Origin of the sequence: Roseateles flavus, from assembly GCF_039872765.1 — a bacterium.
GTDB lineage: Bacteria > Pseudomonadota > Gammaproteobacteria > Burkholderiales > Burkholderiaceae_C > Roseateles_B > Roseateles_B flavus.
This window is the reverse complement of record NZ_JBDPZC010000008.1, coordinates 1-26,125: the sequence shown is the minus strand read 5'-3', so window position 1 is coordinate 26,125 and position 26,125 is coordinate 1. Positions and strand designations below refer to the sequence as shown.

The 26,125-nt window shown below is 69.7% G+C and carries 23 protein-coding genes; 4 read left to right on the top strand and 19 right to left on the bottom strand.

The annotated features are described in order from the left end of the window. Window positions 1-19: 19 nt before the first annotated feature. Window positions 20-1,999, bottom strand: coding sequence for a hypothetical protein (locus ABDJ40_RS16845; RefSeq protein WP_347611532.1), 1,980 nt, complete (start codon window positions 1,997-1,999; stop codon window positions 20-22). Window positions 2,000-2,174: 175 nt separating this feature from the next. Continuing rightward, on the bottom strand, window positions 2,175-3,398 hold the full coding sequence (locus tag ABDJ40_RS16840; RefSeq protein ID WP_347611531.1) for a hypothetical protein: 1,224 nt from the start codon (window positions 3,396-3,398) through the stop codon (window positions 2,175-2,177). A 181-nt stretch (window positions 3,399-3,579) separates the two neighbouring features. Here ABDJ40_RS16840 and uvrA point away from each other — a divergent pair, with 181 nt between their 5' ends. After that, window positions 3,580-6,498, top strand: coding sequence for an excinuclease ABC subunit UvrA (uvrA, locus tag ABDJ40_RS16835; protein WP_347611530.1), 2,919 nt, complete (start codon window positions 3,580-3,582; stop codon window positions 6,496-6,498). A gap of 62 nt (window positions 6,499-6,560) precedes the next feature. Here uvrA and ABDJ40_RS16830 read toward each other — a convergent pair whose 3' ends face one another. The 13 genes from ABDJ40_RS16830 to ABDJ40_RS16770 form a co-directional block, all read right to left on the bottom strand. Continuing rightward, the gene (locus tag ABDJ40_RS16830; RefSeq protein ID WP_347611529.1) at window positions 6,561-7,283 is read right to left on the bottom strand and encodes an MHFG family PEP-CTERM protein; all 723 of its coding nucleotides are present in this window, start codon (window positions 7,281-7,283) and stop codon (window positions 6,561-6,563) included. A 311-nt stretch (window positions 7,284-7,594) separates the two neighbouring features. Continuing rightward, window positions 7,595-8,017 carry an SWIB/MDM2 domain-containing protein gene (locus ABDJ40_RS16825; RefSeq protein WP_269630848.1) on the bottom strand — a complete coding sequence of 141 codons (423 nt, stop codon included), beginning with the start codon at window positions 8,015-8,017 and terminating at the stop codon, window positions 7,595-7,597. A gap of 271 nt (window positions 8,018-8,288) precedes the next feature. Then, window positions 8,289-9,692 (bottom strand): sulfite reductase subunit alpha, encoded by a 1,404-nt coding sequence (locus ABDJ40_RS16820; RefSeq protein ID WP_347611528.1) that lies wholly within the window; start codon window positions 9,690-9,692, stop codon window positions 8,289-8,291. Next, on the bottom strand, window positions 9,689-10,717 hold the full coding sequence (locus ABDJ40_RS16815; protein WP_347611527.1) for an FAD:protein FMN transferase: 1,029 nt from the start codon (window positions 10,715-10,717) through the stop codon (window positions 9,689-9,691). Before ABDJ40_RS16815 ends, ABDJ40_RS16820 begins: the two co-directional genes overlap by 4 nt. A gap of 3 nt (window positions 10,718-10,720) precedes the next feature. Continuing rightward, window positions 10,721-11,539: a DUF4198 domain-containing protein gene (locus ABDJ40_RS16810; RefSeq protein WP_347611526.1), complete on the bottom strand. Its 819-nt coding sequence runs from the start codon at window positions 11,537-11,539 to the stop codon at window positions 10,721-10,723. Between the two features lie 11 nt (window positions 11,540-11,550). Further along, entirely contained in the window at window positions 11,551-12,081 is a 531-nt protein-coding gene (locus ABDJ40_RS16805) for a DUF2271 domain-containing protein (protein WP_347611525.1), read from the bottom strand. A 27-nt stretch (window positions 12,082-12,108) separates the two neighbouring features. Further along, entirely contained in the window at window positions 12,109-12,747 is a 639-nt protein-coding gene (locus ABDJ40_RS16800; protein WP_347611524.1) for a PepSY-associated TM helix domain-containing protein, read from the bottom strand. Next, window positions 12,744-13,421, bottom strand: coding sequence for a Fe2+-dependent dioxygenase (locus ABDJ40_RS16795; RefSeq protein WP_269630842.1), 678 nt, complete (start codon window positions 13,419-13,421; stop codon window positions 12,744-12,746). The genes ABDJ40_RS16800 and ABDJ40_RS16795 overlap by 4 nt, the downstream gene beginning before the upstream one ends. A gap of 38 nt (window positions 13,422-13,459) precedes the next feature. Next, window positions 13,460-15,790: a TonB-dependent receptor domain-containing protein gene (locus tag ABDJ40_RS16790; RefSeq protein ID WP_347611523.1), complete on the bottom strand. Its 2,331-nt coding sequence runs from the start codon at window positions 15,788-15,790 to the stop codon at window positions 13,460-13,462. A gap of 185 nt (window positions 15,791-15,975) precedes the next feature. Next, a complete protein-coding gene (locus tag ABDJ40_RS16785) occupies window positions 15,976-17,064 on the bottom strand; it encodes an alpha-hydroxy acid oxidase (protein ID WP_347611522.1) in 1,089 nt (362 codons plus the stop codon). Further along, window positions 17,061-17,831 carry an energy transducer TonB gene (locus ABDJ40_RS16780; RefSeq protein ID WP_347611521.1) on the bottom strand — a complete coding sequence of 257 codons (771 nt, stop codon included), beginning with the start codon at window positions 17,829-17,831 and terminating at the stop codon, window positions 17,061-17,063. The genes ABDJ40_RS16785 and ABDJ40_RS16780 overlap by 4 nt, the downstream gene beginning before the upstream one ends. A 293-nt stretch (window positions 17,832-18,124) precedes the next feature. After that, the gene (locus ABDJ40_RS16775) at window positions 18,125-18,838 is read right to left on the bottom strand and encodes an autoinducer binding domain-containing protein (protein WP_347611520.1); all 714 of its coding nucleotides are present in this window, start codon (window positions 18,836-18,838) and stop codon (window positions 18,125-18,127) included. Window positions 18,839-18,949: 111 nt separating this feature from the next. Continuing rightward, complete coding sequence (locus ABDJ40_RS16770; protein WP_347611519.1) at window positions 18,950-19,351, bottom strand: DUF4902 domain-containing protein; 402 nt, start codon at window positions 19,349-19,351, stop codon at window positions 18,950-18,952. 298 nt (window positions 19,352-19,649) lie between these two features. On the opposite strand from ABDJ40_RS16770, the gene ABDJ40_RS16765 reads away from it, so the two are divergent. Next, window positions 19,650-20,303 carry an acyl-homoserine-lactone synthase gene (locus tag ABDJ40_RS16765; protein ID WP_347611518.1) on the top strand — a complete coding sequence of 218 codons (654 nt, stop codon included), beginning with the start codon at window positions 19,650-19,652 and terminating at the stop codon, window positions 20,301-20,303. A gap of 74 nt (window positions 20,304-20,377) precedes the next feature. Here the strand turns inward: ABDJ40_RS16765 and ABDJ40_RS16760 are convergent, their stop codons facing one another. Then, window positions 20,378-21,340 carry a TerC family protein gene (locus ABDJ40_RS16760; RefSeq protein WP_347611517.1) on the bottom strand — a complete coding sequence of 321 codons (963 nt, stop codon included), beginning with the start codon at window positions 21,338-21,340 and terminating at the stop codon, window positions 20,378-20,380. A 327-nt stretch (window positions 21,341-21,667) separates the two neighbouring features. On the opposite strand from ABDJ40_RS16760, the gene ABDJ40_RS16755 reads away from it, so the two are divergent. Then, entirely contained in the window at window positions 21,668-22,027 is a 360-nt protein-coding gene (locus ABDJ40_RS16755; RefSeq protein WP_269630834.1) for a phage holin family protein, read from the top strand. 19 nt (window positions 22,028-22,046) lie between these two features. Here the strand turns inward: ABDJ40_RS16755 and ABDJ40_RS16750 are convergent, their stop codons facing one another. Continuing rightward, window positions 22,047-23,633 carry a M48 family metalloprotease gene (locus ABDJ40_RS16750; RefSeq protein ID WP_347611724.1) on the bottom strand — a complete coding sequence of 529 codons (1,587 nt, stop codon included), beginning with the start codon at window positions 23,631-23,633 and terminating at the stop codon, window positions 22,047-22,049. A 115-nt stretch (window positions 23,634-23,748) separates the two neighbouring features. Here ABDJ40_RS16750 and moaC point away from each other — a divergent pair, with 115 nt between their 5' ends. After that, window positions 23,749-24,231, top strand: coding sequence for a cyclic pyranopterin monophosphate synthase MoaC (gene moaC, locus ABDJ40_RS16745; protein ID WP_347611516.1), 483 nt, complete (start codon window positions 23,749-23,751; stop codon window positions 24,229-24,231). 15 nt (window positions 24,232-24,246) lie between these two features. Here the strand turns inward: moaC and ABDJ40_RS16740 are convergent, their stop codons facing one another. After that, entirely contained in the window at window positions 24,247-25,980 is a 1,734-nt protein-coding gene (locus ABDJ40_RS16740) for a PglL family O-oligosaccharyltransferase (protein WP_347611515.1), read from the bottom strand. 10 nt (window positions 25,981-25,990) lie between these two features. After that, on the bottom strand, window positions 25,991-26,125 hold a 135-nt coding region (locus ABDJ40_RS16735; protein WP_347611723.1), incomplete at its 5' end, for an integrase core domain-containing protein.

The following is a 26,125-nucleotide window of genomic DNA, read 5'->3' as shown; positions in this document are numbered from 1 at the left end:
GCCGGCCCTCAGGCCCGCATCACTGGGCAGATTGCCGGAAATCGCGCTGCAGGTTCGCGGCGCGGCGACGCTCCTGGCGGCGGCCGCCCATGTCCTGCAGGGCCTCGTCGGCCTGGCGGCGCTGGGCCTCGGACGGGTGCGCCGCGGCGGCGGGGTCCAGCGTGGCCAGCCAGCTCCTGCCGGCCGGCAGGGCCTGGGGCGCGGCCAGCTTGTCCAGCTCGCTGGCGGCGACCCAGGGCATGACCTGGGACATCACCAGGGCCACGCGCGGCTTGATCTTCGCCTCGCCCACCCGGCCTCGCTGGCCCCAGCTGACGATGATGTTCGAGCTGGTGCTGGTCGCCGTCAGGGGCGGGGTGATGGCCACGTCGCGCAGGATGCCGAAGCGCAGCTGCATCATGGCCTCCTCGGCCAGCATGGCGGCGTCCTCGCGGCCCACGGTGGTGCTGTCGGGCAGGGAGTAGTTGTACTCGTCCGTCGCGCGATCGGGTGCGAAGAAGCCGGTGATGTCCTGCGGCGTGTAGGCGCGCTGCACGGCCGTCGAGGCCTTGCCGAAGAACTGCACCTTGCCCAGGGCCACCATCTCGGCGGACTGCAGCGGCAGCTTGGCGGCCAGGTCATCCGAGGCGGTCACGCCCGCTTGGATGTCATAGACACGCAGGGCCGGGTTCAGCACGCTGTGCAGGCGCGGCGGAGTGAAGTCACCCGCATGGGTCAGCTCGTGATACAGCAGGCTGCCCAGGCGGGCATGCAGGTCCGGCAGCTCGCGGCTCTTGCGCTCGGCAATGGGGTAGCTGCCGCCGGCGTAGTCCTTGTCCTTCACGTAGCGCCACAGCATGGTGTAGCCCAGGTCGCCGCCGAAGTCGGCGCGCGGGTCGGGGGTCTCGCTGACCGTGTCGCGCTGCTGCGGCGTCAGCCACAGGTAGCTGGCGTCCAGGTAGATGGCGCCGGTGGCCTTCCAGTAGAAGGCCGGACGCACGCGGGCACCGATCACCACGGCGGTGGTCGCCTTCAGCAGGTTGCGGAAGTCGCCATGGACGTCCTGCTCGCGCAGGTAGCGCTCGAAGACCTGGGCCATCCAGTCATGGCTGACCAGCACGCGGGCCATGACCTGCTCCACAGTGGGCGTGGCGCCGCCGGTCTCGGTGCCCAGCATGGGCAGGCGGCTCATGGGGCAGAGGTTGCCGCCGTCGAGCTGGGGGCCGTAGATGCAGGCGGCCAGGGCCTCGGCATGGGCACCGTTGCGCAGCCAGGGGTAGACGCGCGAGCTGGGGTTGCTGGCATCGAACAGCGGCTGCAAGGCGCGGCCCGGCTGGGGCTGCAGCAGGACCTGGAAGGCCTGGCTCAGCGTCTGACCCGCGGCGAGCTTGACGTCGACGCGGAACCTCATCGCCACGTCCTTGCTCACCTCCGGCCCCTTGAACAGGAGGCGGGCCGTGTCCTGGCCCTGCAGGCTCAGGGCGGCCGGGCCATCGGTCTGGGTCCAGGTGTAGGTGGCACCTGCGGCCTCGGCGGCGCTCAGGGTGGGCAGCCAGGCGCGCAGCGACGCGCCATTGCCGCTCCACAGCGAGGGATCGCCGCGCACGACCAGCGCGGGCTCCGTGGACGCCGGCACCGACAGCTGCACGGTCTGAGACTTGCGCTGGCCCTGGGGATCCAGGTAGCTCAGGTTGAAGCCGTAATCGCCCGCCGCGGGCTCCACGCTGATCGCCGCCGAACGGGCGGACATCAGCGGCAGGGTCGTACCCTGGGTCTGCGTCCACTGCGGGTCGCCCAGCGTGAAGTTGCAGGCCTGCGCCTGCAGCTCAACATTGCGGCCCGCCTGCGGCCCGCTGGACGCTTGCAGGGTCACCGTGCCCGTGGCACAAGCCGTGGGGGCCGGGGCGGCGTCCGATCCGCCGCCGCCGCCGCCGCCGCAGGCCGTCAGCATGAGCGCAGCAGCACCTGCAACAAGGCCTGGCCGCAGCGATGCGGCCAGGCGCTTCATTCCTTCATTCATTTGATTCCCTCGCTCCAAAAGAGGGGCGGCTCGCTCAGGGCGACCGCCGTTCGTGGCTGGCCTCCTGCCCGCTGTCACCGCCCTGCGGCAGGGCCGGAGGGTGGCGCAGTCCTCGCCCGGGTCACTGGAGGCCGCCGCGATTGTGAAGCAAATTCAGGGGACAAGCACCGGGAGTTCAGCCATTGACGATGCGGGCGTGGAAACCGGCCAGGTCGTCCTCGCGCAGGCCCAGATAGATGGGCTCGCCATGGCGGCGGTGGATGTTGATCTTGGCGTTGTAGACCCGGTGCAGCAGGCCGTGCTTGTCCTGGATCTCGTACTCGTTGATGCCGTAGCTGCCCCCGAAGGCCGTGTCGCGCTGGCCGGTGAGGTAGCAGGCGATCTCGTCGATCTCCGAGCCGCCCAGGGCCAGGCCGTTGAGGGCCTGCAGGGGCGCGCGGGTGCAGTCGACGAAGTCCTTGCTGTCCACCATCAGCATCTCGTCGTCGGCGTCGCGCATCGCGGTGTAGAACTTGCCGACCAGGATCTGCCCCGGCAGGGCGCGCTCGATCATGCGGGCCAGCTCGATGGTCACCTGGCCCACCAGGTAGCTGAACGAGGTCGGGTTCAGGCCCTCGCTCTGATAGAACTCGTAGTGCGAACCCACGTGGAAGCAGGCGCGCAGCCGCGGCACCGTGCCCTTGCGCGTGGCGCGCTCGCGGGCCAGGGCGTTGTCGGCCAGGATGAACTGCAGCAGCTGGTAGAGCTCCACATTGGCCGCCATGCCGCGCATGCGGTTCCAGATGTAGAAGCCGTCGCCCGTGGTGGTGCGAGCGAAGTTGATGTTGATCTCGCGGTCCAGCAGCTTGGCGTAGGCCGCGTTCACCGAGCAGGACAGGCTGCTCAGCTGCACCACCTGCTCCAGCGGCGTCAGCAGCGAGAAGCCCACGGCATCCAGCAGGATCACGGCGCGGTCCTCGACCAGGCGGATGCCGTAGCGCTCGACGATGGCGGCCACCAGGCGCAGGCCCAGGCCGTCGCTGGGCGAGAAGGGCAGGGCCACGTGCAGGGGCTTGAGCTCCAGCTCGCGGGCCGTGGCCTGGAAGGCCTCGGCGCTCAGGTGCTCCTGCTGGGCCAGCAGGGTCTCCAGCATGGTGGCACGGCGCATGCGCTCGGCACCGCCGGGCGCGCGCTCGGTGAACTCGGTGAGCAGGGCATGTGGTGCCAGCAGCACCTCCAGGCCGTGCTCGCTGGGGGTCCAGGCGTAGATCAGGTTCTCACCGAGGCTCCAGAGCTGGTAGAGCTTCTGGTCCAGCAGCACGATGTTGCGGCGTGCCACCTCCTCGTCCAATCCCGCCGGCAGCGGATAAGCCATGAAGCCATCCAGCCACGATTTGCGCTGACGGGTTTCTTCACTCAAGCTTGTCTCCAGGCGAACTGCGCAATGCAACGAATTGTCAGCGATGCTGCAACAGTTGGAGAGCCACGAATCGGGGGATTAACACGGATGTCTGAAGCTGCTGACAAGACCTGGCAGCTGCTGCAGCGCCAGGACGGCGCACTCGGCCTATCATGGCGGGTTTCCCCTTGCCGCGACGCGCATGTCCACTGAGCCCACCCCCCGTGCCCTGACCTCGCTGGAGAGCCCCATGATCCGGGTCCGCGGCGCGCGCACCCACAACCTCAAGAACATCGACGTCGACCTGCCGCGCAACCAGCTGGTGGTGATCACCGGCCTGTCCGGCTCGGGCAAGTCCAGCCTCGCCTTCGACACGCTCTACGCCGAAGGCCAGCGCCGCTACGTGGAAAGCCTCTCGGCCTACGCCCGCCAGTTCCTGCAGCTGATGGACAAGCCCGAGGTCGACGTGATCGAGGGCCTCTCGCCGGCCATCTCCATCGAGCAGAAGGCCACCAGCCACAACCCGCGCTCCACCGTGGGCACGGTCACCGAGATCCACGACTACCTGCGCCTGCTCTATGCCCGCGCCGGCACGCCCTTCTGCCCCGACCACGGCCTGCCCCTGGAGGCGCAGAGCGTGGGCCAGATGGTCGACGCCGTGCTGGCCCTGCCCGAGGGCAGCAAGCTGATGCTGCTGGCTCCCGTCGTGCGGGACCGCAAGGGCGAGTTCCTGGAGCTCTTCCAGGACCTGCAGGCCCAGGGCTATGTGCGCTTCCGCGTCGACGGCGTGACGGTGGAGGTGCCGGACCTGCCGGCCCTCAAGAAGGCCGAGAAGCACGACATCGACGTGGTCATCGACCGCGTGCGCCTCAAGGCCGACAGCGCCGAGGCCCTGCGCCAGCGCCTGGCCGAGAGCTTCGAGGCCGCGCTGCGCCTGGCCGAGGGCCGCGCGCTGGTGCTGGACATGGACCAGGGCACCGAGCAAATCTTCTCCAGCAAGTTCGCCTGCCCCATCTGCAGCTACTCCCTGCCCGAGCTGGAGCCGCGGCTCTTCTCCTTCAACTCGCCCGTGGGCGCCTGCCCCAGCTGCGAGGGCCTGGGCCAGGTGACGGTGATGGACCCCGAGCGCGTGGTGGCCTTCCCCACCCTGAGCCTGGCCAGCGGCGCGGTCAAGGGCTGGGACCGCCGCAATGGCTACACCTACTCGCTGCTGGAGTCGGTGGCCCGCCACTACCACTTCGACCTGGAGCTGCCCTTCGAGGAGCTGCCGGAGCAGGCCCGCCAGGTGCTGCTGCACGGCTCGGGCACCGAGGACATCGCCTTCACCTACGAGGCCGAAGGGGCCAACGGCAAGAAGCGTTCCGTCAAGCGCTCGCATCCCTTCGAGGGCATCCTGCCCAATCTGCAGCGCCGCTATCGCGAGACCGACTCCAGCGCCGTGCGCGAGGACCTCGCCCGCTACATGGCCCCCAAGGCCTGCCCCGACTGCGAAGGCTCGCGCCTGCGCCGCGAGGCGCGCCATGTGCTGCTGCAGCCGGCCGACGCCGCGGTGAAGGGCAGGCCCATCTACGAGGTCGAGCACGCCACGCTGCGCGAATGCCTGGACTATTTCGAGGGGCTCAAGCTCAAGGGCGCCAAGGCCGAGATCGGCGACAAGGTCGTGCGCGAGATCGCCGCGCGCCTGCGCTTCCTCAACGACGTGGGCCTCAACTACCTGAGCCTGGACCGCAGCGCCGACACCCTCTCCGGCGGGGAGGCGCAGCGCATCCGCCTGGCCTCGCAGATCGGCTCCGGCCTCACCGGCGTCATGTACGTGCTGGACGAGCCCTCCATCGGCCTGCACCAGCGCGACAACGACCGCCTCATCGCCACCCTGCGCCGCCTGCGCGACCTGGGCAACTCGGTGCTGGTGGTCGAGCATGACGAGGACGCCATCCGTGCCGCCGACCACGTGCTGGACCTCGGCCCCGGCGCCGGGGTGCACGGCGGCCGCATCATCGCGCAGGGCACGCCCGAGGAGGTGGCCGCGAACCCCGACTCGCTGACCGGCCGCTACCTGAGCGGCGCCGAACGCATCGAGGTCCCGAAGAAGCGCCACAGCCTGGCCGAAAGCACCGACCCGCGCACGCTGAAGATCGTCAATGCACGCGGCAACAACCTCAAGGGCGTGACGGTGGAGTTCCCCGTGGGCCTGCTGACCTGCGTGACCGGCGTGTCCGGCTCGGGCAAGAGCACGCTGGTGAACGACACCCTCTACGCCGCCGTGGCCCGCAAGCTCTACCAGAGCCACCAGGAGCCGGCCCCGCACGATGAGATCGAGGGCCTGGAGGCCTTCGACAAGGTCATCAATGTCGACCAGTCCCCCATCGGCCGCACGCCGCGCTCCAACCCGGCCACCTACACGGGGCTGTTCACGCCCATCCGTGAGCTCTTCGCCGAGATGCCCACGGCCCGCGAGCGCGGCTACGGCCCGGGCCGCTTCAGCTTCAACGTGGCCGGCGGGCGCTGTGAGTCCTGCCAGGGCGACGGCGTGCTGAAGGTGGAGATGCACTTCCTGCCCGATGTCTACGTGCCCTGCGACGTCTGCCACGGCAAGCGCTACAACCGCGAGACCCTGGAGGTGCTCTACAAGGGCAAGAACATCACCCAGGTCCTGGACATGACGGTCGAGGACGCCTGCGAGTACTTCGGCGCCGTGCCCAGCATCGCGCGCAAGCTGCATACGCTGATGGACGTGGGTCTGGGCTACGTGAAGCTGGGGCAGAGCGCGACCACACTGTCCGGCGGCGAGGCGCAGCGGGTGAAGCTGGCGCTGGAGCTCTCCAAGCGCGACACCGGCCGCACGCTCTACATCCTGGACGAGCCCACCACCGGCCTGCACTTCGGTGACATCCAGCTGCTGCTGAAGGTGCTGCATGCGCTGCGCGATGCGGGCAACACCATCGTGGTGATCGAGCACAACCTCGATGTCATCAAGACCGCCGACTGGCTGATCGACATGGGCCCCGAAGGCGGCTCCGGCGGCGGCCGCCTGCTGCTGGCCGGCACGCCTGAGGCGCTGGCCGCCTGCGAAGACAGCCACACCGGGCGCTACCTGGCGCCGCTGCTGGCGCGCGGCTGAGGCCCACGCACTCGGCAGAAGGGCCGCTGCGAAGCGGCCCTTTGTCAGGGGACGGCGCCGTCTCAGTGGCGGCGGCGGCGCGCCTTGAAGCCCATGGCCACCAGGCCGGCGACGAACATCAGCCAGACCTGCGGTTCGGGCACGGGCGTGACCGCGCCGGCAGGAATCTGCGGCGTACCGCCGCCCGGCGTCGGGGTGAAGTTGGTGCTGCCGGTGTCGGTGGGCAGGTTGGCCACCTGGGCGAAGCTGTTGCGATCGCTGGGCAGGTTGTCGATCACACCGGCGGCCGGCGGATCGATCAACAGCGGTGCGTCATCGACCTCGGACTTGGCGCCGATGATGTTCTCCGCGAAGGCCGGCAGGGCCGCCACCGGCTTGACGGGCAGGCGCCTGATGCGGCTCACGTTGCGGCACACGGTGGGCACGACCACGCAGTGGTTGTCCTCGCAATAGACCAGGCCGCGCTCGGCATGCTCGGAAGACCACTTCTTGCGCGTGACGGTGCGGCAGACATTGCCGCTGGCGCCGTAGTGCATGTCGCGGATCTCGGCACCGTACTCGCTCTTGCCGGTGATGCTGTCGCGCCGGATGGTGACCAGGTCCTCGTACTGCCGGTCGCTCATGCGCTTCTTGAGCTTCAGCCGGGTGGCCTCGGGGATGTCCTTGTAGTCGTCGACAGCCTCCACCACATCGCCCATGAAAGGATTGACCCCCGGGCGGTCCCAGGAGCAGTGAGGCAGGGCGAGGCCCGAAGCCGCCAGCGCAAGCGTAGCGATCAATGGCATGGTGAGTCCCGTTCGACGAGGCTCCCGGTGCCGCGAAAAGGCCCGGGATGCTTGAGCCCGCCAGCGAGGGGACGGGCTCTGTGGCGGCAAGTGTAGAGGCGTCGCCCGCCGCCCCCGGGCGACGCCCCCTGATCGCGGGGCCCTGGACGCATGCGGTATTCACGCTTTTCGCACGGGGCCTCTGGGGCGGCAGAGGACAACGGCGCTGGCGCCCGGACTCGCAGGGCCGGCATCGCCAGGCGAAAAAAAACCCGGCGGGGCCGGGTTCTCATGCGGAAGCGGGGCTGCTGCCAGCCCCGCGTCACGACAGCTCACTTCAGGTGGCTGTTGATCAGCTTGGTCATCTCGAACATGTCGGCCTTGGCCTTGCCGAAGATTTCCTTCAGCTTGGCATCGGCGTTGATGACGCGCTTCTGCACTTCGTCCTGCAGCTTGTGCTTCTTGATGTACTCCCAGACCTTCTTGGTCACATCGGTGCGGGGCAGCGGCGCTGCACCGACGATGGCCGCCAGCGCGCTGCTGGGGGTCAGGGCCTTCATGAAGGCAGCATTGGGCGTGCGCTTCTTTGCAGGAGCTGCCGCCTTCTTTGCAGGAGCCGCAGCCTTCTTCGCCGGCGCTGCCTTCTTGGCAGGAGCGGCCTTCTTCGCAGGGGCGGCCTTCTTGGCCGGCGCAGCGGCCTTCTTGGCCGGAGCTGCCGCCTTCTTGGCGGGCGCGGCCTTCTTCGCAGTTGCCATTTCGATTCTCTCCATCAAAAGTTAGTTGATGTGCCGGGCCACGGGCGAAGGTCGTTCCTTCAAGTCTCTCTAGCACCCTGCGCGGCCAATGGTACTGCGGGCCTCTGGCAAAGAGAAGGCTTTGCAGGGGGAGGTTGCCCCTAAGACGGCCTCATTTGATGTCGAGCGGATTGCTTTTGTCGCGGCGCTGCATCAGTTGAGCGCCGCGATGCCGCGGGCAGGCCCATCAACACGGGGCTCTCGCGCCTCGCGCCATCGCGACGCAAGGCCTTCAATAGACATCGCGACGGTAACGTCCTGATGCAATGAGCGCCTGCAGGCCGGCCTCGCCAAGCTGCTCGCGCAGCAGGCGATCGACGGCCTGCCCCATGCCCTGCAGGCTGCCGCAGACATAGATGGCGGCGCCCCGAGCCAGCCATTCGCGCAGTCGCTGCCACTCGTCCTGCAGCTGCTGCTGCACGTGGCGGCCCGGCAGGTCGCGCGAGTAGACGCGGTCGACATGCGCGAGCAGCCCTTCGCGGTGCCAGGTCTGAAGCTCCTCGTCGAAGTGGGTGTCGTGGCGCGCCTGCCGTTCACCGTGCAGCAGCCACACCGGCGCGGCCGTGCGGCCCGCACGCCATTGCTCGGCACGGCGCTTGAGGTGCGCGCGCAGGCCGGCCAGGCCCGTGCCGTTGCCGATCAGGATCAGCGCCCGCTCCTCGTTGCCCGACTGCCGGAAACCCTCATGGGCCTGCAGCCGCATGTCCAGGGCCTGGCCCACTTCGAGCCGCTGGCACAGCCAGGCCGAGGCCGCACCGAGCGCCCCCTGCTCATCGCGACGCTCGCGCACCAGCAGCTCCAGGGCGCCGTCCGCGGGCAGCGAGGCGATGCTGTAGGAGCGCGGCCGCTGCACGTCGTCTGGCGGGAAGACCTGGACCAGATCGCCGGCCTGCCAGAGGGGCAGGGCCTGACCCGGTGCCGCCTCAGCCACGAAGCGCAGCAGGTGCAGCGGCGCACCCTGGCTGCCAGGGTTGAGGCAGCGGCGCTCCTGCAGGACCCAGCGCGTCGTCGATGCCGTGGCCTTCGCGGCCGGGGCTTCGTGCAGCGGGTCCTGCAGGACCTCGGCGAGCTGGCGCCACCATTGATCGATCACCCGCGCATCGCCGCAGTCCACCTGCAGCATCTCGAACAGGGGCTGGGCGCCGCGCGAGCGCAGCCATTGCGCCAGCGACAGGCCGAAGGCGCAGAAGGCCTGGTAGCGGCGATCACCCAAGGCCAGCACGGCCGTCTGCAGCCCGGCCAGCGAGGGCGGCTCCTGGGCCTGCATGCACCCGCTGACGAAGGGCAGCGCGCTGTCGGGCGCATCGCCCTCGCCCGTGGTGCTGGCGATGATCAGGGCCTGGCGGGCCTGCGCCAGCGTGCCGGCCTCCACCTTGCCCAGCGGCATCAGGCGCACGGCCCGGCCCGCGGCGCGCAGGCGTTGCGCGGTCTCCTCGGCCAGGGCCTGGGCCTGGCCGGTCTGGCTCGCATGCAGAACCAGCAGGGCGCCGGCCTGCGCGCCCTCGGCGGCGAGCCGGCCGGCCTCGGCGCTCAACGCCTGCCGGTGCCGCCACCACAGCCAGGCACAGCCGGCCCCGTAGGCCGCCAGCAGCAGCAGCGCGGCGCTCACGCGCGGGGCACTCAGCAGCAGGCTCATGCCGCGTCCTCCAGCAGTGCCTGCAGCGCGGGCGACAGCAGCTGGCGCCAGCCCCCGCCCTCGCGCAGCACGAGGCGTGCCGCCAGGCCGCGGGACGCCGCCAGGGTCAGGCCTTGCTCGGGGCCCAGCACCATCAGCGCGGTGGACCAGGCGTCGGCCCACATGGCGCTCTCATGCAGCACGCTCACCAGGGCGAGCTCATGCGCCACCGGCTGGCCGGTGCGCGGGTCCAGGGTGTGAGACAGACGCCGCCCTTGCCCGTCGATGCGAAAGCGCCGGTAGTCGCCCGAGCTGGCCACCGCCAGCTGGTGCAGGGCGATGCGCAGCGTGGGCAGCTCGCAATCCGTGGCGGGCGGCTCCACGTCCACCCACCAGGGCTGGCCCTCCGGCTTGAGCCCCTGGCCGCGCAGCTCGCCGCCGATCTCGACCAGGTGGTGCGGCAGGCCCAGCTCGACCAGCAAGGTCGAGATGCAGTCCACCGCATGCCCCTTGGCGATGGCCGAGAAGTCCAGCATCAGCCCGCCGGGCTGCATCAGATGGCGGCGTGGCGCGTCCCAGCGCAGCTCGCGCCAGGCCTGCAGCGGCGCACGGGCCTGCGCAGGCGGCTGGCCCGGCGGGCCGAAGCCCCAGCGCTGCACCAGGGCGCCCATGCAGGGGTCGAACGCCCCGGCGCTGGCCTCCGCCACGTGCAGCGCGGCGGCGATGACCGCAGCAAAGTCGGGCGGCAGGTCCAGGCCCTCGCCGACACGCAGGCCATTGAAGCGGCACAGCAAAGAGCGGGGCTCCCAGTGGCTCAGCTCGGCTACCAGCGCGTCCAGCCGCGCCTGCACGGCCGCTTGCACCGGCGCCAGGCGCAGGGCGGCCGGCCCATAGCAGAGCAGGGACCAGCTGGTGCCCATGGTCTGCCCCTGCAGGCTGTGCAAGACCTGACCCCAGGGCGGCACCTCAGGCCGCAGCTGCCGGGGAATGGCGATCTGCGGCGGGGCGCGGCGCGGGGCCGGGATGGGGGCCGGGGAGGGGAACATCGCTCAGCGCGGCAGCACTTCGAAGCTGGCGCTGAGGCTGGCGCGGCGCAGCGGCTTCTCGCGCGTGCCCGTCACGCCCTGCGCAGGCTTGTCGCCCTGGGCGGCGCCCAGCCAGTAGCGGCCGGCCTCGGTCCATTCAATGGTGAACTCGCCCTTGGCATCCGTCTTGATCAGCTGCTCGCCCAGCTTGTAGCGGTAGCGGTTGCCCTCGCGCAGCAGGCGCACCGACGCCTCGGCCAGGGGCTGGCCGTCCAGCAGCAGGCGGAAGCGGCTGCGGTCACCATGGCTGAGCTCGGTGACCGGATCCAGGGGCAGCAGCTCCAGGCCCTGGCCCTCGGGCACGAAGGCCAGCTTGCCCGGCTCTTCCTTGCTGACGAAGATCTGCTGGCGGTTGTGCACCTGGGTCAGGCCCTGCAGCTGCGCGCCGGCGGGCAGCTCCTGGTCCAGGGTGGCGGGCGTGGCGCGGAAGCGCTTGGTCTGGCCGTCCAGCACATAGCTGCCCATCAGGCCCAGCTGCACATGGCTGACGCGGTAGGTGCCATCCTGCGTGAGGCGCAGCTCGAAGCTCTCGCGATGGCGGGCGGCCGTGCGCTGCTGGGCCTCCTGCTTGCTGCCGTCGGGCGCGGTGATCAGGATCTGCTCCAGCTTCAGGGCGCGCTCGAAGACGAAGAGGTCTTCGGACACCGCGGCATCCACGGACACCACGGGCTCCTTGCCATTGACCTGGTAGCTGTTGGCCAGCAGCCAGGTCATGTGGGCCTGGGCGTTGCCGGCCAGGCACAGGGCCAGGGCGGTCAGCAGGGGTCGGGTCTTGCTCCACATGGTCAGCCTCCTCACGGTTTGGTGTTCAGTTGCACGGCGCCGAGCTCATGCTCGCCCTGGGCCTTGGCCTGCTGGGCCGTCTTGACGGGCCAGCTCAGGGGCAGGCGCAGCACCTCGCGGCCGCCGGCCTCGCGGGCGGCTTCCACCACCAGCTCGTAGTTGCCGGCCGGCAGCTGGGCCAGGGCAGGGTGCTTGTCCAGCTGCAGCACGGCCTCGCCGGGCGCGCGGGTGGCGCCGCTGACGCCGTCCGCCGGCAGGCTCAGGGACCGACCGCCCTGGCGCCACCACTGGCGCATGTCGCGCAGCCATTTCGTGCCGCCGTTGTTGGGCTTCTTGAGGTCGTACCAGACGGCCAGCTGCGCCGCGGCGCCGGCTTCGCCGGGCTTCTCCAGCCACACGGCCACGTAAGGCTTGTGATACTCGGCCACGTTGAGGCGGGGGATGTCGAGCTTGAGCTGGACTTCGGCCGCCCAGACCGGCGAGCCCGCCAGGCCCAGGGCGCCGAGGGCCGCGAAGCGGGCGCTGAGGAGAGAGGTTTGCATGAGGGTGTCCTTCCAGATTCCTTGAATTCAGTGCACCAGCAGCAGGGCCAGCAGCACCGGCAGGACCAGGCCCGCGCCGACCAGGGGCCAGGTGCTCGGGCGCCGCCCCGCGTGCTGCTGCAGGATCAGCAGGCCGGTGAGGCAGAACAGCAGGCAGGCGCCTGCGAAGACGTCGATGAACAGGCTCCAGGCCCGGCCGGCATGCCGGCCCTTGTGGAGGTCGTTGAAGTAGGCCAGCCAGCCGCGGTCGCTGTTCTCGTACTCCAGCGCGCCGCTTTGCCGGTCCAGGCGCAGCCAGGCGTCGCCGCCCGGGCGCGGCAGGGCCATGTAGAGCTCCTCGGGCGACCACTCGATGCTGCCGTCGCGGGCCAGCTCGGCGTCCAGCTCGCGCACCAGCCAGTCGCGCACCGGCGCAGGCACGGCGGCATCACCCTGCAGCGCGCCAGATGCCAGGGCCGGCAGCAGCGCGACGGGCAGAGTCAGCTCGCGCTGGACCACGCGTGGCCTGCTTTCGATGTCCGACGCATGGTTGAGCGTGAAGCCCGTGACCGCGAACAGCAGCATGCCCACCAGGGACAGCGCCGAGCTGATCCAGTGCCACTGGTAGAGCGTGCGCATCCAGCCGGCCCTCGAGGGTTTGGCTCCGGGCTTGGCGATGTCGGTCATTCCGCCCATTGCTGCAGCAGCTTGTGATAGTGGCCGGTCAGCGCCGTCACCTCGGCGTTGTCACCCAGCTGGCCGCGCAGCTTGACGATGGTCATGTCCAGCTCGAAGAGCATGGCGCGGCGCCAGGCGTCGCGCACCAGGCTCTGCGTCCAGAGGAAGGAGGCGATGCGCGCGCCCGAGCGCACCGGCTCCACGCGGTGCAGGGAGGTGGAGGGGTAGACGATGGCATCACCCGCGGCCAGCTTGACCTCGTGCGTGCCGTAGCTGTCTTCCACGATCAGCTCGCCGCCCTCGTACTCCTCGGGCTCGGAGAGGAAGACCGTGGTCGACACGTCGGTGCGCACCACCTGGCCGCTGCGGCGGTCGGTCTGCAGGGCGTTGTCGATGTGGTTGCCGTACTGGCCGCCACCCTGGTAGCGGTTGAACATGGGCGGCAGCACGTGGCGCGGCAGCACGGCCGAGAGGAACAGCGGATGGCGCTGCAGGGCCGCGGCCACACGCTCGGACAGGGGCAGAAAGGCCGGGGAGTCCGGGCTCAGCTGCTCGTTGTCCTTCGCGCGGGCGGCCTGCGGGCCGGCGGTGGCAAGACCTGACACCCAGCCAGCCTCATCCAGGGCGCGCCGCAGCGACTGCACCTCCGACTTGCCGAGAACTTCGGGAATGTGCAGCAGCATGCGGGCTCCTGGGGAAAGGGTGGGTGTCAGTGCCGCGCTCAGAACAGCAGGTTGGCGCTCAGGCTCACATTGCGCTCGGCGCCGAGCTTCATGCGCGCACCGCTGTTGTTGAGCGAGGCGATGTAGGTCTTGTCGAAGACATTGCCCACGTTGAGCTGGAACTTCAGGGTCTTGCTCCAGGCATAGGACGCCATCAGGTCGGCCACCGTGTAGGCCGGGATGCTGGGCATGTTCTGGGCCGCCGTCGCCGTGGTGATGGCGCGCTTCTGCTCGGACACATGGCGCAGGCCACCGCCCAGGGTGATGTCGCCAAAGGTGTAGGAGGTCCACACCGTGGCCGTCCAGTCCGGCGACCAGCGCACGCCGACGGTCTCGGTCGTGCGGTCGCTGCTCCACTGGTCGGACTGCCTGGTCTTCATGCGGGCGATGCCGGCCGAGACCTGCCAGAAGTTGGTGATCTGGCCCACGGCCGAGAGCTCCAGGCCCGTCACCCGGGTCTTGCCCATGGGGACGGGGTTCTTCAGGTCGTCATAGGAGACCTGGCCTTCGTTACGGGTGTGGTACAGGGCCGCGCTGACGTTGAGGCGGCGGTCCAGCAGCTCCCACTTGGCGCCCAGCTCCACATTGCTGGTCTTCTGCGGATCCAGCGCGGCATTGGCCTGACTGGTGGCGCTCGACGACAGCGCGAAGTTGTCGCCGCCCGGCGGGGTCAGGCTGTTGGCCAGCGAGAGGTAGACCGTGCCCTCGGCCACCGGCTTGTAGACCAGGCCCAGGTTCCAGCTCTTGAGCCAGTCGCTGCTCGTGAGGTGGCTCGGCGCGAAGCTGCCCACGTCGTAGCCCAGGGGCTTGTAGGTGGCCAGGTTGCCGCCCGTGCCGCCGGTCACCAGGGTGCTGCTGTTGGTGCGCAGGCTGTAGTGCTCCACGCGCAGACCGGCGTTGAGCTTGAGCTGCTGGCTGATGTGCAGGGTGTCGAAGGCGTAGAGCGCCTGGGTGAGGCTGCGGCCGTCGGTGTCGGCGCCGGTGGCAATGGGCGTGCCCAGCACGTCGGCCATGTTCGGGGCGTAAAGATTGGCATTGGGCAGGGCGATGCCCGGCACCTTGGCCTTGTTCAGCACGACGTCCACGGTGCTGGTGCTGCCGTTGGTGAAGCCGCGGTTGTTCTGCGTTTCCATCAGCAGCTCGAAGCCGGCGCTGAGGTCGTTCTGCAGGCCGCCGAGCTTGAAGCCGGTCACCACATGGGTCTGATTGCCCAGGATCTCGTTGCGCTGGTCCACGCGCTGGCGGGTGCGCGCCACCTCGAGGGCCTGGGTGCCGGCGTTGATGCTGAGGCCGTTGATGCCGGTCAGCACACGCTCCATGTGCGTGCGGCCGTAGCGGGTCAGGCTCTTGAGCTGGGTGCCGCCGCCCAGGTCCATCTCGAGGCGGGCCGAGAACATGTCGGCGTCCACCTTCTCGTGGTCGGCGGGGCTGCCGTAGAAGTTCTCGCGGCGCACCCTGCTGGCGGCCTGGATCCTGGCATCGGCGTTGTAGAAGCCCTGCATGCCGGTGGTGGGGATGCCGCCGTCCGGCACATTGTCCTGGCGCAGGTGCTGGGAATAGAGGAAGACGCGGGTGGGCGTGTTGAGGCCGAAGGCGATGGAGGGCGCGACGCCCCAGCCCTTGTTCTTGACCTGGTCGCGGCCCTCGACGCCGCCGTCCTGCACCATCACGTTGACGCGGGCCGCGGTGTTCGTGCCCAGCTGCACATTGCTGTCCAGCGTGGCGCGCTTGCGGCTGGCGGTACCCAGGCTCACATTGAGCTCGTTGAACTGGTCGGCCTGGGCCTGCTTGCTGATCAGGTTGATGTAGCCGGCGCTGGCGCCACGGCCGATGTCCGCACCGGACGGGCCCTTGACCACCTCCACCGACTCCAGATTGAAGGTGTCACGGGTGACGGCGCCCAGGTCACGCATGCCATCGACGAAGGTGGCGGACTGGGTCGAGAAGCCACGCATCTGGAAGGTGTCACCCGCCGAGGTATTGCCGTTCTCGCCGAGCTGCATGGTGATGCCGGGGGTGTTGCGCAGCGCGTCCATCAGCGAGGCCGCGCCCTGTTCCTGCAACATCTCCTTCTTGATGACCTGCACGGTCTTGGGCGTGTCCAGCAGGGGCTGGGTCAGCTTGATGTTGGCGCTGGTGTCGGCCTTGAAGCCGGATTCGGGCGCCGCGGTGGCCTTCAGGGTGGGCAGCACCTGTTCTTCAGCCTTGCGCGGGGCCGGGGCATTCTCGGCGGCGAGGGCCAGGCCCGGCAGGCTGCCGGCCAGCAGGGCCAGGGCGGTGGTGCTCAGGCGGGCGGGGGCCGCGTGCTTGCGGCTCTTGATGTGCGACATGGGGGCTCCGTTTCGACGTTCAGGGGGCGGCTGGCTACCGAAGGCCGGGCCTCGCACCCCCTCGCCCTGCCGGGCCGGTGCGCGAGGCACCCCGCCCGATGAAACGGATGGCTTGCTGCGACAGATCAGTATTCTAGATGCGAAGCATTCGCATTTGCAATTGATTTATGTCAGGGAACTCGCATTCAGGCCCGGGCGCGCACCTCCGAGAGGTCCCGGCAGCCGCACAAGGCCATGGTCAGGGCCAGTTCCTCCTGCAGCAGGCGGATCACATGGGCCACGCCCAGCGCCCCCGCGGCGGCCAGGGCATGGACCCAGCAGCGGCCCAGCAGCACGGCCTCCGCACCCAGGGACAAGGCCTTGAACACATCGCTGCCGCGGCGGATCCCGCCGTCCATCAGGACCGGCACCCGGCCCTGCACCGCCTGCACGATGGCCGGCAGCAGGTCCAGACTGGCGGGCAGGCCGTCCAGGGTGCGACCGCCGTGGTTGGACACGATCACGCCGTCGACCCCGGCCTCCAGCGCCAGGCGAGCGTCGTCCGGATGGGTCAGGCCCTTGATCAGCAGGGGCAACGCGCTGGCCTGGCGCAGGGCCTCCACATGCTCCCAGCGTGGAGCAACGGCCATGAGCCGATCAAAGACGGGGTCCGTGCCGGGCTGACCGGGCGGCAGGGGCGCACAGTCCTGGAGGTCGCGCGGCGCCAGGGCGGGCGGCAAGGCAAAGCCCGCCCGCTGCTCCCGGTTGCGCACGCCTGCGACGGGCGCATCCACCGTCAGCACCAGGGCGCGGCAGCCGGCGTCCTCGGCCCGCCGGACCAGGCGCAGGCTGTCCTCCCAGCGCGGCTGGGCATAGAGCTGGAACCACAGCGGCCCGCTCGTCTGGGCGGCAATGGCCTCGATGCCCAGGGTGGACAGAGTGCTGACGATCAGGGGCGTCTGCATCACGCCCGCCGCCAGGGCGGTCGCGGCCTCGGCATCGGGATGGAAGAGGCCCTGGTGCGCCACCGGTGCCAGCAGCAGGGGGTGGGGCAAGGCCATGCCCAGCAGCTGGCAGCGGGTGTGTCCACCCCGCAGGTCGCGCAGGACGCGGGTCTGGAGGTCCAGGCGGGCGAAGGCGGCGCGGTTGGCGGCGTCCGTGCGCTCATCCGCCGCGGCGCCGTCCAGATAGGCCCAGGCGGCATCGTCCAGGCGCTCGCGGGCCAGCGCCATGTAGTCTGCGGCCGCCACCACGTGCGGCGGGATGGATGTGAGCAGAGGTGAGCGCCAGCTCACCGGCCAAGCTCGTACTGGATGGGGGTCAGCACCAGCATCTCGACCGGCTCGCCATTCTCGGTGTGCGGCTTGAAGCGGGCGGCGCGCATGGCCTGCTGGGCCTGCTCGTCCAGGCGGGCGAAGCCGGAGGACTGCTGCAGGGTGATCTGGCGCGGCAGGCCGTCGCGGTCCACCAGCACGCGCAGCACCACGGTGCCCTTCTCACCCAGGCGGCGGGACAGCGCCGGCACGGCAATAGGCGGCGCCTGCAGATACTGCACCGCGCTGGCAGACACCTCGCGCGGGCCGGAGTGGACCGGACCCGGGCCGGCCGGTGCCGGGGCCGGCGTGGACACCACCACCGGGCGCGGCGGCGGGTTCTCGGCCACCACGGCGAGCACCGGCGACGGTGCCACCTGGATCACCGGCACCTCCACCGGCGGCACGGTCAGCTGCTGGAACTGGGGCGCCAGCGTCGGGCGGGCGGCGGGTGGCGGCGTCGTCTTGGGCGGGGGCACGGTCAGCAGCTTGACCTCCACCGGCGCCGGACGGCTGGGCATGGGCACGACGCCCATCTGCACCAGGCCCCAGGCCATCACCGCATGCAGGCCCAGCACGGGCAGCAGCAGGCGCTTGCTGCGACGGGGCTGCCACTCGGTGGGTCCCAGCAGCGGCAGGGCCGCCAGGGGCGGCTCGGGCTCGCGCGGGGAGCGGGCCGACTCGGGCGCACGTGGCGCCGAGGCGGTCGAGTTGAAGTCCAGCGGGAAGGAGGCAATCGCTTGGCTCATGGCGCGAGGCCGCGCAGCCCTGTCAGCCCGGCCCAGAAACAGGCGCCGGACATCCCGCCACGCGTTGGAATCAGGATGATGAGCCCATCATACACAATGCGAACCATTCGCATTTGCTTTTACGCAAACACTGGGCAGACATCTTCTGCAAAAGAAGGGACGACCGGCGGCCCGGCGCGCCCCCGAGACCGGGGCGGCCACGGCCATTCGAGCCCGACAGGCAGCGGCAGGGCCAGGCCCGATCAGGCCCGATCAGGCCCGGTGCGCCCGGGGCGAGGCCTGGCGGCGCCCGTTCACCAGAGCAGGCCCAGCAGCGCCGCCCGCACGGCGGCGGCCGTCCGGTTGCTGGTGCCCAGCTTGGCGCAGGAGTTGCGGGTGTGGAAATTCACCGTGGCCTCGGAGATTTGCATGATCTGGGCGATGTCGGTGGAGGTCTTGCCCTCGCAGGCCCAACGCAGCACGTCGCGCTCGCGGTCGGACAGGGCCACGGCGGAGTCGTCGCGCAGCAGGTCGCCCCAGACCTTGAGCATGCCGTCGTGGCACAGCACGGAGAGCCAGTGCATGCGCTCGCGCTTGCCGGCGAGCTCCTCGGGCGATACGTCTTCATCGGAGCGCACGAAGCTCAGCAGGCTCACCATGCCCCGCGCATCGCGGCGCGGCACGCCCACGCCATAGCGCAGGCCGTGGGCCGCCGCATCGGCACGCAACTCGGGAGCCTGCGCGTACAAGGCGTCGTTCCAGACCATGATCTCGTCCGAGACGATGGCGCGCTGCACCGAGGGGTCCACCCGCAGATAGCCCTTTTCTTCATAGCGACGCTGCCAGTCGGCCGGGTAGTTGCTGCACCAGACCACGCGCGGCGCCGCCAGCGGCACCGGCCCCTTCATGCCGAAGGAGCAGTAGTTGAAGCCGATGCGGTTGGCCTCGGCGAGCACCGTGTCAAAGGTTTCCTGGGTGCTGGACGCGCTGCTGATCAGGCGAAGCTGTTCACTCTGCCAACATTTCATCGGGGCCTCGTCGGCTGGTTGCTGGACGCCTCCTTGGCGACCCGGCAGGGTGCCAAAGTGTGCGAACAGCGCCAACTAGGGCAATCCCCCCTGCTGCGCCACCCCCTGCGACTAACGCAACAGCTGCTGGCTGGACTGCTTCAGCGTATTCAGGACGATATCCGGCCAGGACCAGGTCTGCAGCAGCTCGGCCAGGTGCCGCTCTGTGCGGGAGCGGCCGGCGTCGCTGCCATCCGGCTGCGTCAGCATGATGTTGGTGCGGATGGAGTGCGCCTTCAGGGCCAGCAGGCCGGTGGGCGGTTGCACCACCCAGTCCCAGCCGATGGAATAGCCGGCATGCGCGCTGTCCACCCATTCGGTGTAGCCCTCGATGCCCTCGGTCAGCCAGGCGCCCTCGCAGCGGGCCTGGGCGGCGAGGTCGGAGAGATCGGCGTCGACGTGCGACTCGAGATGCTCGAAGCGCAAGCGCGCCAGTTGGGCGGCATCAAGCCGCAGATAGAAGTCAATGCTCATAGCTCTTGGACGGGCTCATTCAGGTCCACATGGTCCGCTCCTGCGAACCATCGGTCTGTGGCCCGCTTCCTTTCTTGTGTCGACAGGATCCCGGTCATGCGGCGCTGGCCAGCTCTAGGTGTGGCAGCCATGCATCGCAAGAAGCATTTCCTCGGAACGGTCATTCCACCGCTCTGGTGGGAACTGTACAGACAGGCAGGGGGGCCTGTCCCTAACAGTTCTGTTAGTTGCCGTAAATTGGACCTCCGCCTGAAATGCGGTCCGTACACACAAGTCCACCAGGACCGGAGGAGCCCGCATGAGAATCCATCGCTATGCCGACTCGGCCCTCAGCGCCGCCACGCGCACGGAGCTGGCTGCCTATCGGTATGACGTCTTCGTCGGGCGGCTGGGCTGGGACCTGCCCTGCAGGCCCGGCTGCGACCAGGACCAGTTCGACAAGGCCGACGCCGTCCACCTCGTGGCCCGCAGCGAGGAGGGCCGTGTCATCGGCTACGCCCGCCTGCTGCCCACCGAGGGCAGCTACCTCCTGGGCGAGCTCTTCCCCCAGCTGCTGTCCGGCCACCAGCCCCCGCGGGATGCCCAGGTCTGGGAGCTGTCCCGCTATGCCGCGATGGACATCGTGCAGCAGGGCCTGCCAGGCGCCAGCGCCGCCGACCTGCTGGTGGGCAAGCAGCTGCTGCTCCAGGCGATCCGGACGGCGGCCCAGTCGGGCGCGCGGCGGCTGATCTTCTGCACCACCGTCGCCATCGAACGCCTGGCCATGCGCTGGGGCGTGGACATCCAGCGCCTGGGCGCCCCGCTGCGCAGCGAGGGCCAGCTGCTGGTCGCGGCCATGATCGAGTTCAGTGACAAGACCTTCGAGGCGTTGGCCCCGGCCAGCCAGGTCGATCATCCGCACCCGGCTCCCCTGCCCTTCGCGTGCAGCACGCTGCAGCTCGCGGCGGCCTGAGCCTGAACGCCCGCACCGTCTCTCTCTTGTTCAGGCCCTCGACGAGGGCCTTTTTTGCGGGCGCCCGGCCGTGCTCAGGGTCGCGATGCCGGCAGGCGCGGCGCCGTGCGAACGCTCAGCACCATGGTCACCGCCAGGATCAGCACGACCACCGCCAGCGAGGCCAGCACCGGGATCTTGACCACGTCGATCAGCATCATCTTGGTCCCGATGAAGGCCAGCACCACCGCCAGGCCATAGCTCAGCAGATGGAACTTGGCCGCCATCGCCGCCAGCAGGAAGTACATGGCGCGCAGGCCCAGGATGGCGAAGATGTTGGAGCTCAGCACGATGAAGGGATCGGTGGTCACCGCAAAGATGGCGGGGATGGAGTCCACGGCGAAGATCACGTCCGTCACGCCCACCAGCGCCACGACCAGGAACAGCGGCGTCGCGATCAGCTTGCCGTCCAGGCGGGTGAAGAAGCGCTCGCCCTCGAACTGCGGGCTCACCGGCAGCACGCGGCGCAGCAGCTTCAGCGCGGGGTTGGATTCCAGATCCGGCTCCTGGCCGGCGGCCCACCACATCTTGATGCCGGTGAGCAGCAGGAAGGCACCGAAGACATAGAGCACCCAGTGGAACTGCGCGATCAGCCAGCTGCCCACCAGGATCATCACCGAGCGCAGCACGATGGCACCGACGATGCCCCACATCAGCACCCGCTTCTGGTAGGCCGGCGGCACCGAGAAGTAGGTGAAGATCATCAGGAAGACGAAGATGTTGTCGACCGCCAGCGACTTCTCGATCAGGTAGCCGGTCAGGAACTCCAGCGCACGGGTATTGGCCAGGGCGGTGTCGCCGGTGCTGTCACGCACGGCCCACCACAGCAGGACATTGAAGGCCAGGCTCAGGGCAACCCAGATGCCGGACCAGCGCAGGGCCTCCGGCAGGCTGACCTCATGGGCCCCCTGCTTGCGCAGCAGGACGAAGTCGACGAACAAGGCGCCCAGCACGGACGCGACGAAGAAGAACCACAGCCACAGGGGCGCACTGCTCATGGGAGACTCCCGCAAGATGTCAGACACAGGACGTCCGGCACCGGCAGGCGCGCGGACATCGACGGCTCACGAAAGGTCTTGCGGGGCATGGACCATACCGGTGGACTGGCACGGACTGGCTGCGGGGCCCGGGCGCCCTTGCGAGCACCGTACTGACGGGCGGCCGCCTCGGAACAAGGACCGAGAGCTACTCCCCTTTCGGAAGCCTGCATTGTGCACCAGCGCCCATGGCCTCGTACAGGCCGGGGATGATCCTGAGCAAGTCCCGCGCGACATTCCGCGCCAGACCCTGCGCCAAATTCACGGTCCGCAGGTATGCTCGCCGCCATGAAGACGCTCACCCGTTGGCTGCTGCTGGCCGGCGCCCTGCTGCTGGTCGCCCATCTCTACCCCGGCGTCGAAGTGAAAAGCTTCGGGTCGGCCATGATCGCTGCGCTGATCCTGGGCCTGCTCAACACGCTGCTGCGGCCCATCCTGGTGCTGCTGACCCTCCCGGTCACGGTGGTGAGCCTGGGACTCTTCCTCTTCGTGATCAATGCCCTGATGTTCTGGGCAGCGGCCGGGGTCCTGGACGGCTTTGCCGTCACCGGCTTCGGCGCCGCCCTGATCGGCTCCCTGATCTACAGCCTGTGCGGCATGCTGATCGACACCGTGGTCGAGCGGCTCTTCCCCTCGCCCATGGACTGAAACGCCCCGCGCGCCGCGCTCAGGGCAGCTCGGCGCCTGGTGGCGCACCGCGCGGGTACATCTCCAGCAGCATCTGCCGGCGTTCGTACAGCAGGCTGCGCAGGCGCGCGTCGATCACCGAGGCCTCGAACTGGTCGGCGTCCCTGGTGCGGGACAGGCGCAGGCCCGAGCGCAGGCGATCGATGGCGCCATTGAGGTCGCCCATGGCGGCACGTGACTCGCCCAGGGCCCGCACGGCGCGCAGGGGCTGCTCCAGCTGTGTCCACAGCTGCGACAGCAGGCCCCAGGCTCCGGCATCGGCGGGCTGCAGGCTCACATGGGTCTGGAGCGCCTCCGCGGCGGCCCGCACCCGCTCCGGCTGCTTGTCGACCTGGGCCAGCTGGCCGCGCATCATCAGCACGGCCCGGCTCTTCTCGGGCAGGGCCGACAGCGCCAGATAGCCGGCACCGGCATCGCCCCGGGCGTGGGCCAGCTCGGCACGCAGGAAGACGAGGTCGCGCCGGACGCGGGCGTCGTCAGGCACAGTCTGGCGCTGCAGCTGCTCGGCCTGCTGCAGGGCGGCCTCGGCCCGGCTGAAGTCACGCAACTTGATCGAGGCCAGCGCGCTGGCATAGCGGGCCGCCAGCTGCTCATGGCCATGGGCCAGGGTCTGACGAACACCGGCATCCATGCCCTGGAGCTGGCGCCAGGACTCGGCGCGTGCGTCCATCAGCACGCGCGAACGGGCGGCCATCAGGGCATGCTCCGGCGAGGTTTCCAGCGCCAGGGGCGCCTCCGTGCCCAGGCGCAGCCGGGCGTCGCCAATACGTTCGGTGGTCAGCGGGTGCGATCGCAGATAGGGGTAGGCGCCTGAATCCATCAGGTGATAGGCCTGGTCCATGCGCTCGAACATGCTCACCATGCCCAGGCCCTTGAAGCCCGCGCCCACCATGACGTTGAAGCCCACACGGTCGGCCTCGCGCTCCATGTCGCGCGAGAAGTTGAGCGAGGCCTGGGCCGCCGCAGCCTGGCTGCCCATGATGGCGGCATTGGCCAGGTCCACGCTGCCCGCCTTGGACGCGGCGATGAGCCCCAGCACCATGCCCGCCATCGCGGCCATGCTGCTGCGCGAGTCGCCGACGATGCGGCGCGCGATGTGACGCTGGGTGATGTGCGAGAGCTCGTGCCCGAGCACCGAAGCCAGCTCGTCGCGCGAGCTGGTGATGGCGATCAGGCCCAGGTGGACGCCCACGTAGCCGCCCGGCAGCGCGAAGGCATTGACACTGCGGTCGCGGACCAGGAAGGCCTCCCAGGCGAAGCGCTCGTGGGTGTCGTCACCGATATTGCCCTGGCGCCGGGCGGCCTCGACCAGCGGGCTCCACACGCCCTGCACGTATTCCAGGAGCAGGGGGTCGTCCAGGTAGTCGGGATCGGGGCGGATCTGGCGCATGATCTGCTCGCCCAGGCGCTTCTCGGCACCGATGCTGAGGTCATCCGACACCGAATCACCCAGGGCCGGCAGGTTCACCTGCGCCTGCAGGGGGGCGGCTGGCAGCAGCATCAGGCCTGCGCACAGGGTCGCCAGCAGGCGTTGCGCCAGCGGCTTGCTCGCCGCCTCGGCATGCATTCTCTTCACCAAAATCCCCTCTCCCAGGCTCCGTCGGAAGCTTTGTGCGGCCCCGGCCGACGGGCCGGGTCGCTCGCTATCATGGCAGCCAATCCTTAAGCCTGTGTTGCTGACCATGAATTCGCCGCTCACCCATTTTGACGCCCAGGGCCAGGCCCATATGGTCGATGTGTCCGCCAAGGCGGTCACGCACCGGATCGCGCGGGCGACCGGCCGCATCCGCATGCTGCCCGCCACGCTGGCGCTGATCCAGGGCGGCCACGCCAAGAAGGGTGATGTCCTGGGCGTGGCCCGCATCGCCGCGATCCAGGGCGCCAAGCGCACCAGCGACCTCATCCCGCTGTGTCATCCCCTGCCCATCACCCGCGTGGCGGTGGAGTTCCGCATCGACGAGGCGGCGTCCACCGTGCACTGCGAGGCCCAGGTCGAGACCCTGGGCCAGACTGGCGTCGAGATGGAAGCCCTCACCGCGGTACAGCTGGGCCTGCTGACCATCTACGACATGTGCAAGGCGGCCGACCGCGGCATGGTCATGGACGGCATCCGCGTGATGGAGAAGAAGGGCGGCAAGAGCGGGGACTGGGTGGCCGGGGACTGAGCCCCCGGCCCCGGCTCAGCGGAAGTCCTCGTAGCGGTAGCTCCGCTGCGGTGGGTCGCACTGGAAGGGCCGCAGGGCATGGGCCGGCCAGTTCTCGCATTCGTCCAGCCACTCTTCGGCCGCCGTGCTGTGGAACTCGCGCAGGCGCTGCACGAGGTAGCGCGCCTTGTCGGTCTCTCCCACCGCGTGCAGGGACTGGGCCCAGGCGATCATGAGGCGGACATCGATCAGGTTGTGCCCGGTGCGCCGTGCCGCATCCAGCGTAGCCCGGGAGGGCGCGGGCACCGTGGCGGCAGCGTAGTCGGCACTCGCGGAGAACAGCAGGCTGCGCTGGCCGCGCGCGATACGCTCGTCCAGCGGCGCCATGCGCGGTCCGGAGCGGTAGATGTCGACGATGTGCAGATAGTCCCAGCCCGCAAAGGCGGCCCCGGCGATCATCAGCGCGCCGGCGGCCTGCAGCAGGCGCCGAGGCAGCACGACGGCGGACGGGGTCAGGTCTTGCTGGTCCGGGGTCAGGTCTTGCTCACCTGGCACCGCCAGTGCCAGACCCAACGCGAAGGCCGTGGGCAGCAGGAAGTAGAGGTACCACAGCGGGTACTCCAGCATGCTGTGCAGGCCGATCATCAGCACGACCATCAGCGCGCAGCGGCGCTGCAGCGCCACGGCGCCCCGCGCACGATACGCGGCACGCAGGCCCAGCCACAGCAGCCAGGCCAGGCCCCCCAGCATCAGCAGGCCCAGGGGCCAGCCCATCTCCACCAGGATCTGCATCACGAGGTTGTGGCAATGGTCGAAGAAGGCCACCGGGCGGTCGGGGAAGGGCGTCAGGGTCCAGGCGAAGTTGAAATCGCCCCAGCCCACGCCGCGCCAGGGATGCTGCTGCAGCAGCGCCCAGCTGTTCTTGAGGATGGCCACCCGGGACGGCGAGCCCGCCCCCTCGGCCAGGCGCGCCTCGGCGCCGAAGGCATGGCCGCCGACGGCGGACCACCAGTGCATGAACTGCCAGGAGGCGTAGGTCAGCAGCGGCGTGATCAGCAGGCTCAGGCGGGCCTGCAGGCGCAGCTGGTCGTCCAGCAGTCCCCACAGCACCAGCAGCGCCACGCCGAACCACATGCCCGTGCGCGACGCGCTCAGCACCACGCAGAAGAGCAGCAGCCACAGCATCAGCGGCAGCAGCGCGCGCAAGGCCGGGCGCTCACGCCCCCAGCTCTCGCTGAGCCACACCGCCGCGATGCAGCCCCACAGCAGCAGACTGGCCAAGTGATTGGGCTGGCGGATATTGCCCACCGCGCGTCCGGCAATGCCCGAGCGGGCGATCCAGGCGGCATCGGTCCAGTCCGGCAGGAAGACCTGCACCAGCGACACCAGCGCGCCGCCCAGCCCCGCCAGCAGCAGGCCGAGGGCGAAGGCTCGCCCCAGGGTCAGGCCTTGCCCCGAGGCGCCTGCGCGGGCTCCCGCCAGCACCAGCAGGCCGGCCATCAGCAGCGCCAGCGCCGGCAGCAGGGCCAGGGCGGTCAGCGAAACGCCCAGCAGGGCCACAAGGACGGCAGCCGCCACCGCCAGCAGGCCCGGGGCACTGCGCGGCAGGAGGGCCCAGCCGGCCTGGCGTGTCTGGACCTGCTGGGTAAGCAGCACGCCGCCCCACAGTCCCACGGCCAGCAGCTGGTTCAGCAGCGTCGTGGAGGGCGAGAGACTGTAGGCGAGAAGCGTGGGGAGGGTGCCGGCAAGGATCAGGGTGGTGGGATTCACGGTGCGCAGTCTAGTTGTGAATCGTCAAGAGGTTGTTTCCTGACGAACTGAGCCTGGAGATGGGCGGCAGACCGCCGATGCCGCTATGCGGACGGTGGCAGTTGTAGTGATGCTGCCACTGGGCCAAGGCCTCAGTGCGCTGGGC

Bases quoted from the DNA above. Each gene is read 5' to 3' on its own strand.
- ABDJ40_RS16845 (WP_347611532.1), bottom strand. From the start codon at position 1,999: ATGAATGAAGGAATGAAGCGCCTGGCCGCATCGCTGCGGCCAGGCCTT.
- uvrA (WP_347611530.1), top strand. From the start codon at position 3,580: ATGTCCACTGAGCCCACCCCCCGTGCCCTGACCTCGCTGGAGAGCCCC.
- ABDJ40_RS16830 (WP_347611529.1), bottom strand. From the start codon at position 7,283: ATGCCATTGATCGCTACGCTTGCGCTGGCGGCTTCGGGCCTCGCCCTG.
- ABDJ40_RS16825 (WP_269630848.1), bottom strand. From the start codon at position 8,017: ATGGCAACTGCGAAGAAGGCCGCGCCCGCCAAGAAGGCGGCAGCTCCG.
- ABDJ40_RS16820 (WP_347611528.1), bottom strand. From the start codon at position 9,692: ATGAGCCTGCTGCTGAGTGCCCCGCGCGTGAGCGCCGCGCTGCTGCTG.
- ABDJ40_RS16815 (WP_347611527.1), bottom strand. From the start codon at position 10,717: ATGTTCCCCTCCCCGGCCCCCATCCCGGCCCCGCGCCGCGCCCCGCCG.
- ABDJ40_RS16810 (WP_347611526.1), bottom strand. From the start codon at position 11,539: ATGTGGAGCAAGACCCGACCCCTGCTGACCGCCCTGGCCCTGTGCCTG.
- ABDJ40_RS16805 (WP_347611525.1), bottom strand. From the start codon at position 12,081: ATGCAAACCTCTCTCCTCAGCGCCCGCTTCGCGGCCCTCGGCGCCCTG.
- ABDJ40_RS16800 (WP_347611524.1), bottom strand. From the start codon at position 12,747: ATGACCGACATCGCCAAGCCCGGAGCCAAACCCTCGAGGGCCGGCTGG.
- ABDJ40_RS16795 (WP_269630842.1), bottom strand. From the start codon at position 13,421: ATGCTGCTGCACATTCCCGAAGTTCTCGGCAAGTCGGAGGTGCAGTCG.
- ABDJ40_RS16790 (WP_347611523.1), bottom strand. From the start codon at position 15,790: ATGTCGCACATCAAGAGCCGCAAGCACGCGGCCCCCGCCCGCCTGAGC.
- ABDJ40_RS16780 (WP_347611521.1), bottom strand. From the start codon at position 17,831: ATGAGCCAAGCGATTGCCTCCTTCCCGCTGGACTTCAACTCGACCGCC.
- ABDJ40_RS16775 (WP_347611520.1), bottom strand. From the start codon at position 18,838: ATGAAATGTTGGCAGAGTGAACAGCTTCGCCTGATCAGCAGCGCGTCC.
- ABDJ40_RS16770 (WP_347611519.1), bottom strand. From the start codon at position 19,351: ATGAGCATTGACTTCTATCTGCGGCTTGATGCCGCCCAACTGGCGCGC.
- ABDJ40_RS16765 (WP_347611518.1), top strand. From the start codon at position 19,650: ATGAGAATCCATCGCTATGCCGACTCGGCCCTCAGCGCCGCCACGCGC.
- ABDJ40_RS16760 (WP_347611517.1), bottom strand. From the start codon at position 21,340: ATGAGCAGTGCGCCCCTGTGGCTGTGGTTCTTCTTCGTCGCGTCCGTG.
- ABDJ40_RS16755 (WP_269630834.1), top strand. From the start codon at position 21,668: ATGAAGACGCTCACCCGTTGGCTGCTGCTGGCCGGCGCCCTGCTGCTG.
- ABDJ40_RS16750 (WP_347611724.1), bottom strand. From the start codon at position 23,633: ATGCATGCCGAGGCGGCGAGCAAGCCGCTGGCGCAACGCCTGCTGGCG.
- moaC (WP_347611516.1), top strand. From the start codon at position 23,749: ATGAATTCGCCGCTCACCCATTTTGACGCCCAGGGCCAGGCCCATATG.